The sequence below is a fragment of the Brevibacillus sp. HB2.2 genome (assembly GCF_013284275.1).
GTDB classification, from domain to species: Bacteria; Bacillota; Bacilli; order Brevibacillales; family Brevibacillaceae; genus Brevibacillus; species Brevibacillus brevis_D.
Genome location: NZ_JABSUV010000059.1, coordinates 20,563 through 28,840 on the forward strand (window position 1 = coordinate 20,563; position 8,278 = coordinate 28,840).

The window sequence follows — 8,278 nt, forward strand, 5'->3', positions numbered from 1 at the left end:
AGCCATGGATCGACCCACGTTGGCCCGGAGTGGATGGGGCATTACTGCTTCTGACTGATCATGTTGACGAACAAGCGAAAAGCGCCAGGGACTAGCTGTGGAAGCTCGCGGAACCAGGCAAGCGAGCTGTAGGTGTACGTCCCTTTTCCATAGTGCGCCGTGAGGAAAATGCCGCGGAACTCCGGTTCTCCCGGATCACTTGTCGCAATCAGCTCGGTATACTCGCTCCCCCAGCGAGAAGGATTGTAGATGGAGCGCTCCTGCACCCATCCATCCCAGTCCACTTGGGTAATCACGTTTGGCTCCTGGAACATCGGATGGTCAGGGACCAGCATACGGACGTCTGATTGCTCATTGGTCACCCGCCAATCGATCAGCGACTCGCCAATAAAAATGGGGTATGGCGCCAAGTGCGGCTTCCATTTGTCCTCCGGCTTATGATATTGAACGACGAGATTTCCGCCGTTTTCTACATAGTGCAAAAGACGCTGATTGCTCTCGATTAATTCGCGACGGAATCCATATGCACGAATACCGAGAACAATCGTGTCGTAGCGGGACAAATCGCCCGATTGGATTTCGTTTGCGTCCAGATTAAGGCAATTTACCCCAACTGCTCGCAAGTATTTATCCAGATTGTCAAAGCCGCTGGATACGTAGCCGATCCGCTGATTTTTTGGGATGGCCAGATCAAAGGCTTGAACAGTCAGCGTAGCAGGCCGGATGAAATACGTGCGACCGACATGCGGGTATTCAATGACCTGCACATCCTGTGCTATCTCTGTCACACCATCTGTCCCCACGACCGTAGCGCTAATCTGATATTTGCCATTCGTCACCTGCGGTGTGGTATGAACAGTAAAAGCGATTGTTTTCGTCTCGCTGCGAAAAGAAAACGGAACATCGACAAAGGCTGGCTCCGCTGTCCACCCTGCTGGGACAATGAGAGCGACCTTGGCTGTAGAGCTTCCCGGACGGTACTGTTTCAGTGTTACCTTAACCGGGATCGTCTCATCCGTATGCAGCGTGTTTCGCACGACATCTGACGGGGTCAGCGTCACCGCATACGGGGGAAGCACAGCCACACGGCTTTCCGGCTCCACACGAATTGTACTGGCTGTCTCGAAGGCGAAATAGAGCACCTCGACATCGAGCACGGGCGGCTTGTAAGGATGGAACAGCTCCGTCTGTGCAGGAATCGATACCTCAAATACGGTACACACCGTCTGATTGTAAGCAAGTCGTGGAAACGCAGTTGGGGTCAGCGGTTTCGCCGTCCATCCAGCAGGGACACGCATACGCAGTTGCACATGCTCAACCTCCAGCGAGCCGCCGTTGTACGCCGTTACGGTAACCGTTGTCGTCTGGCCTGCCACCCACTCGCCCGTCTCCGGCTTGATTTTCACGACCAACGAAAGAGCCTCGGCACTCGCACGGTTGAGCTGCGCTTCCTTGAGTCCTAGCCGATACATCAAATCCATCTTTGTTTCTTCATCAAGTGGAGCCTTGCGCACTTCTTGTTGTGCAGTCGCAAGCAAAGCCTTCATGCGGTGAACCCTTTGTGCCACTTCAGCAAATCGCGGGTAGGCATTCAATACATCTGTTGCCGCATCGTGCATACGGTGCAGCACTTCCGCGAGTTCTTTCCCGCCTTTTGCAGCAATACCCTGCGCCAGATCAGCAAAACTGACGGGCAATCCGGAAAAAAAGTCGCGCTCTTTTTCCGGCGCTGGGAAAACTGATGCATCCAAGCGGTAGTAATTGTAGGTCGGGCCTTCATCGTAATGAACACCCATACCCTGTGTCTTATGCATAAACCTCGATCGCTCACCAAGCTGTACATAGGATGAGCCGTAGATTTGGTCGTATTCCCCCACGGGTACCGCGACATGATAATCATCATTGTCCATGATAGGCAAATACAGCTTTTTCACTTGCCATGGCAAAAGTCCAGCCTGCCTATGCGCAGGAAAGATCTGTGGGTCGGCTGCTTCGTGGAAAGCTCGCTGTGTCAGTAACGTAATCGCCCGGTGATGTCCGTGTGTCGTCGGTTCATTTTCAAAGCAAGCGATGACGACATCGGGGCGCAGCTCCCTGATTTTTCGAATCAATCGCTCATACACGACCTCTTCGCCCCATTTGCGGAAGGTTTCTTCGGCGCATTTGGAGAACCCGAAATCATGAATGGGATCATCCAGCTCTTCGCTTAAGATGCCAAGCATCACATTGCTAAGAGATGAGGCTTCTTCCAGCTCGCGCGTCCGGATAATCCCCAGCGCGGTACCTTGCTCGCAGCCGATTTCGTTTTGTCCGCCTTCCCCTCTCGTCGCGATCACACTCGTGGTATACACGCCTCTCCCCAGCGCCAAATAAGCAAGCATGGCACTGTGCTCATCGTCTGGATGGGCCCCTGTATTCATGGCACTAGCAATAGTAGCGAGCGGCTTGATCGCTTTCCACAGATCGAGCAGTCCGTGTTCCCCCTGCATGGTGCGAACAGATGCGGGAATAGGCGGGCAGGGCAGTTTGGTTGGCTGTACGATCGGTGATTTCTTGTCCATCGGTTCACTGACATCCACGTGAGCTCCCCCTTTTTGACGAAGGCATCCAGCTTTACACGGCAGTTCCCGCTTTATCTCCGGTCAGTTTTCTGGAGATGAACAACACGATGATGATGACCACGATTTGCAAGACACCATAGGCGCAAGCGGTGCCGAATTCATTACTGTACATGCGTTGGAAAACCGCGACAGACAATGGCGTTGTCTTCGGTGTGAAGATCAGAATCGAAGCCACGAACTCCCCGATACACTGAACGAATGCCAAGAGCGTACCTGCGAGAATTCCTCCCCACGCCATCGGGAATACGACACGCCTGAAGCTGTACCACCAGGAAGCACCGAGATTTCGCGCAGCCTCCTCAACAGATGGGTCCATCTGCATCAAGGTCGCATTGGTAGAACGAAACACAAGTGGCAGATGGCGGACAAAATACGCCAATGGGATAATCCAGAATGTTCCGATCAAAACCTGTCCAAAGCTAAATGCATTCGGCTCGCTGAACGCAGCAATCAGGTTGATCGCTACAACTGTCCCTGGCAATGCCCATGGCAGCATGATCAATACATCAAGAAGCGTTTTCCCGCGAAACTTGAGACGAACCATGGCATATGCCGCAGCTACACCGAAAATGACGATCCCGACTACCGCAATAGCAGACAACTGCAAGCTGTTGAGAATCGGACGCCATGTCTTACTATCCGTGAACAAATCCATGTAATGCGACAAGGTATACTCAGGAGGTAATATTTGCACCGTCCAGGTACCATCCACTGAGAAGGAAATGAGTACCAATACGAGAATTGGCAGCATCAGAATGATTGTACCGATAAAAGACAGCACAATCGTGGTGTAGCGTCCCGCTTTGCTCTTGATCTCGGTACGGTGCACGCTTACCCCTTTGCTCAAGTTCTGGTAGTTGCGCGCGCCTTGGTACCAACGCATGATCAAAAGAAAAGCCACAGAAACAATCGAAAGAATCGTAGACTGTGTCGCAGCCATGTCCAAATCTCCATTGGTGCGAGACAGATAGATTTGCATCGTCATCGTCCGGTCAATGCCGAAAATGAGCGGTGCCGTATAAGAAGCCATCGAAACCATGAAAACCAACAGAGAAGACGCGACCATGGCTGGCGTGAGCATCGGCAAAATAATGCGCCGCCAAACGGTAAAGCGATTCGCTCCAAGACTGGCTGCCGCTTCTTCCAAGGACGGGTCGAGTCCCTTGATTGCTGCTGTAGCGGTCATGAAGAAGTAGGTGTACATCGTAAACGTATGAACGACGACCACACCCCACATTCCTTTTAACGAGAAAGGAACCTGGGCAAGTCCGAACAGCTCTTTGATTGCCCGTGGAACGATTCCACTTTCTCCGTACAAAAAGGTAAACGAGAGAACACCAATGAGGGGAGGCAACGCCATCGGAACCAAAGCCAGCACAGAAAGAATTTTTCGTCCGGGAAACTCATAGCGCTCCAATAAAAACGCCATCGTAACGCCGACGATTCCGCACGTAATGACACTCAGAACCGATATGTAGATACTGTTCCACAACGCTTCCAGGTTGGCGGTATGCTCCAGACTGAAGAAGCGAATGTAGTTTTTCCACGTAATTTCCTCATCGATTTTGATACTCGCAACGAACGTTTCGAACAATGGATAAACGACATAAGCCAACAATATTAAAAAGAGTGGTGATACCAGCACGTAGACGAAGGCGGGTGAAGCGGTGATGGACTTTCGTCTGGCTGCTGTCGGCGCTTGCTGCAACTCTGCTCTCAAAAGCTTCTTCCCCCTTATCCGGCAAAATAAATGCTCTCTTTCGGTATATGTAGGCCGATGGCATCGCCGCGCTGTTTAATCGGTCGTCCCAGGTTGATCGACATGCTACGAAGGCTCTCCGTTCCTACCTCCGTGACGTAATTGACACACGCCCCTGTAAATTCAGACATGACAACAGAGCCTGTCACTACATTTTGTCCCTCGTTGCCTGTACTCTCCAGAACGGATTCAGGACGAATGGACATGGTTACTTTCTCCCCAACTGACAGCTGTGCACGTGGAGAAGCATTTCCCTTCAATCCACTGAGCATTTGTCCAGAAGCCGTGCGAACCAGCACTTCATCGCCGTCAAACCCTGCAACTGTCCCTTCCCACAGATTCGTCTCGCCGATAAAAGAAGCGACAAAACGGTTTACAGGACGATGATAAATCTCATGCGGCGTTCCGATCTGTTGCACTTCTCCGCTCTGCATGACCATGATTCGATCTGACATCGACATCGCTTCTGCCTGATCGTGCGTGACGTAAATCGTCGTAATCCCCAGCTCCAGCTGGAGTCTCTTGATCTCGAAGCGCGTCTCTTCACGAAGCTTCGCATCCAGATTGGACAGCGGCTCATCCAACAGCAGAATCTGCGGCTCGATGACCAGCGCCCGTGCCAGTGCTACCCGTTGTTGTTGTCCTCCAGAAAGCTGATCAATGCGGCGTTCGCCATAGCCTTCCAGACGGACCAGCTTCATGATTCGTTCTACGCGCTCTTTTGCATCTGTTTTGTTCACTTTCCGAACCTGCAAGCCAAACGCGATATTTTCAAAAACAGTCATGTGCGGGAACAACGCGTAGTTTTGGAATACCATCCCGGTATTGCGCTTATGGGGAGGAAGAGATGTGACTTCCTGTGATCCAAAGCGGATATGGCCTTCCGTTGGATAATAAAAGCCGGCAATCATGCGCAGAGTAGTCGTTTTGCCGCAGCCACTCGGACCGAGAAAAGTAAAAAACTCTCCAGATTCGATATGAATGTGAACATCTTCGACCCCTTTTGCCTGACCAAACCTTTTGTAAACGTGATCAAGTGTTACGCTGCTCATCGGGTTGTGTTTCCTCCTTCATCGCAAGTCATTTCAAGCTGACGACCGTTTTCAAACAACTTCTATAAGTGACTAGACGGAAAGGACAACGCCTTCCCGCCTAGCTGCTTGGAAAAAATCTTTCTTACTTCTTGCCTTTCCCCTTGATGTTTTCATCCCAATGCTGCATCCACTCTTTTTCTTTTGCAGCCATGACAGCCCAATCGATTTCCATTGGCTTCAGCTCGAGATTTTTCATGAAGTCTGGCAACTGGTCCTTGCTGATGTCTGTACGAGATGGGAACTGGAAGCGTTCCTTCGCCAATTGGGCAGCTATTTCAGGACTCATCAAGAATTCCATGAACTTTTTCGCTCCATCCAGGTTCTTCGCGCCTTTTACGAGAGCCACGCCGTCTACGAGAATCGGTGCCCCGCTCTTCGGATAAATGAAGTCATACGGATGGTTGTTCTTTTTGCTTTGGATCAGAACGTCCTGGAGGTTCCACAAGGAGATGACGCCCTCTTGACGATCCAGCTTCAGATACAGATTTGTCGGGTCTTGCGTGTACTCTTTTGTATTGGCATCGAGCTTGGTCAGCCATTCAAAACCTTTTTCAGGAGTATCCGCCCCTTGACGGAAGATCATTGCGGAATAAATGGTACGCATTGTGCCGGACTGCAGTACGTTTCGGATCACGATCTTGTCTTTGAATTTCGGATCGATCAATTCGTCCCAATCTTGCGGCGCTTCTTCTGGCTTCATCACCTGCGAGTTGTACATGATGACCTCTGGCAAAAGCATTTCGCCGTACCAGCGATCTTGCGAATCTTTGTACAAATCTGGAACCTTGTCTGCAAAAGTCGGTTTGTATGGCTCCAGCAGATCCTCATTGGCCGCTGTTGTTAGAGCAGATTGGGTGCCGCCCCACCAGAAGTCAGCCTGCGGGTTCGCCTTCTCTGCACGAACGCGCTCCAAAATTTGTTGGGCACCCATTTCGAGTGTTTCCACTTCAATGTTCGGGTACTTTTCTTTGAATTTTGGCAACACGATTTCAAAAATGTTTTTGTCCCGTCCGGTGTAAATCACCAGTCTTTGTGGGTCACCCGATGAATCAGCAGGTTGAGCAGCCGTACCAGATTGGCCGCCAGCGCTGTTGTCGGCAGGCTTTGCTTCCTGTCCTCCAGTGCCGCACGCAGCTACAGTCAGAGCCAAGGAGCTGACAAAAACGCCCTTCATCCATGTTTTCAGCTTGCTAGTTGTCTTCTTCAAAACGAACTCCCCCTTTTGTTCTTCTCACTCTTTGTCAAGCAGTCGTGTGAAAGGAAACGCTTCCAAAACACTGTGGACAGCACCAATTAAACCAGCTCGCTCCCCCAGACTTGCTTTTTCAAGATTAGGCACCTCGGGCACCCATTCTCTCAGCCATTCGTGAATTTGCTTCACCCCTTCACCATCGACGTGGACCATCTCCCCGCTCAGGATCAATATTTCCGGGTTCAAAATACTGATGATGTTCGCCATTCCGTACGCCCAATGTCGATACACATCTGCAAGAAGCTTCTTTGCTTCCGGATTATGTTTGGCGTGCCGGATCAGCTCTTCTATGACACTCGACCCTTCCTGAAGGTCAGAGAGAAATCCCTTAGCCTGCTCTTGGATGCCCGGAATCGAATAATGCGTCTCAAACACGCCTGACGCCCCATTCGGTCGATTATGTACCGGGCCGATCATCATGAAGCCGATTTCTCCTGCTGCCTCACGACTCCCCCGATAAAACTGTCCATCCAAAATGATCCCGGCCCCAATCCCCGTTCCTACGTACATGTAGACGACGTTGGTATGGCCGACCCCTGCTCCACGGACGTACTCGCCCAGTGTCATCATATTCACGTCATTGTCGATAATGACGGGCAGTCCGAGTCGCGCTTCGATGGTCTGCTGAATCGGTGAACCCATCCAGCCTGTGCTGGGTGAAAAGCTGACGGTTCCACTGCCACGCTGTGTGACCCCTTGCAAACCGACGCCCATTCCGAGCAGGCGCTCTCGCGGGATGCCGCTTTCACGCAGCAAACGATCCAGTCCAGCTGCCAAATCTTCGATGACGGTTTCGCCATTCGCTGGTTGTGCCAGCCGTTTGCGATAGCGAGCCAAGAATTCACCTTTCATATCTGCGATGGCCATATCCAAGGTAGAGCCTTCAAAAATCGCGCCGGCTATGGCGTACGCCTGGTAGTTGTACTCCAACAAAATCGGCTTGCGGCCGCCTTTGGAATCACCCATTCCTACTTCTTGCAGGAGTCCTTCCTGGATCATTTCATCTACGAGGGCGGAAACACATGGACGGCTGAGCTGTGTCTGTTTGGAGATATCCGCGCGGGAAATCTGCCCGTGCAAGACGACCTGCTGCAATACTTCTTCTTTATTCAGTTTTTTCACGAGTTTGCTGTTACCTGTTTTTTTGGGAACTTGCACGCGTCATCGATCACCGCCACACAGTTAGTTAACATTACTAACAAAGATAACCAAATTATAGACACGGCGACCATCAATAGTCAAACAATTTACATTTGTCTTTCAGATATTTTTTGGGTTTTTTAGTGTATATAGCCATTGTTAAGAGATACTAAAAATTCGGTCGTCACGCTGTTGTGGTGGGGAGGAAACAGGAGAAAACGCTCAGATTCTTGTCCCACCCTCTGTGGGATTCACTGCCCGCCTCCATGCAAAAAGCGAAACCGCGTCCAAAGTGGTTCTTTCAGGATGTATTTCAGAGGTGGACGCTTAAGAGCGTGTTTCGCTTTTTGCATTCCGTCTCGGTCGGTGTACCAAAGATCTTCGCTGTTTTCTCCTGTTTCCTCTACGAGCT

General features: G+C 51.0%; 5 protein-coding genes. All 5 read right to left on the reverse strand.

The annotated features are described in order from the left end of the window. Nucleotides 1-41: 41 nt before the first annotated feature. Nucleotides 42-2,561 carry a PIG-L family deacetylase gene (locus tag HP401_RS27855; protein WP_217366253.1) on the reverse strand — a complete coding sequence of 840 codons (2,520 nt, stop codon included), beginning with the start codon at nucleotides 2,559-2,561 and terminating at the stop codon, nucleotides 42-44. A gap of 52 nt (nucleotides 2,562-2,613) precedes the next feature. Next, nucleotides 2,614-4,341 (reverse strand): ABC transporter permease, encoded by a 1,728-nt coding sequence (locus HP401_RS27860; protein ID WP_173607393.1) that lies wholly within the window; start codon nucleotides 4,339-4,341, stop codon nucleotides 2,614-2,616. A gap of 14 nt (nucleotides 4,342-4,355) precedes the next feature. After that, nucleotides 4,356-5,432 carry an ABC transporter ATP-binding protein gene (locus HP401_RS27865; protein ID WP_015892768.1) on the reverse strand — a complete coding sequence of 359 codons (1,077 nt, stop codon included), beginning with the start codon at nucleotides 5,430-5,432 and terminating at the stop codon, nucleotides 4,356-4,358. Nucleotides 5,433-5,556: 124 nt separating this feature from the next. Next, nucleotides 5,557-6,681: an extracellular solute-binding protein gene (locus tag HP401_RS27870; RefSeq protein WP_173607394.1), complete on the reverse strand. Its 1,125-nt coding sequence runs from the start codon at nucleotides 6,679-6,681 to the stop codon at nucleotides 5,557-5,559. Between the two features lie 24 nt (nucleotides 6,682-6,705). Further along, entirely contained in the window at nucleotides 6,706-7,884 is a 1,179-nt protein-coding gene (locus HP401_RS27875) for an ROK family protein (RefSeq protein WP_172143178.1), read from the reverse strand. Nucleotides 7,885-8,278 lie beyond the last annotated feature (394 nt).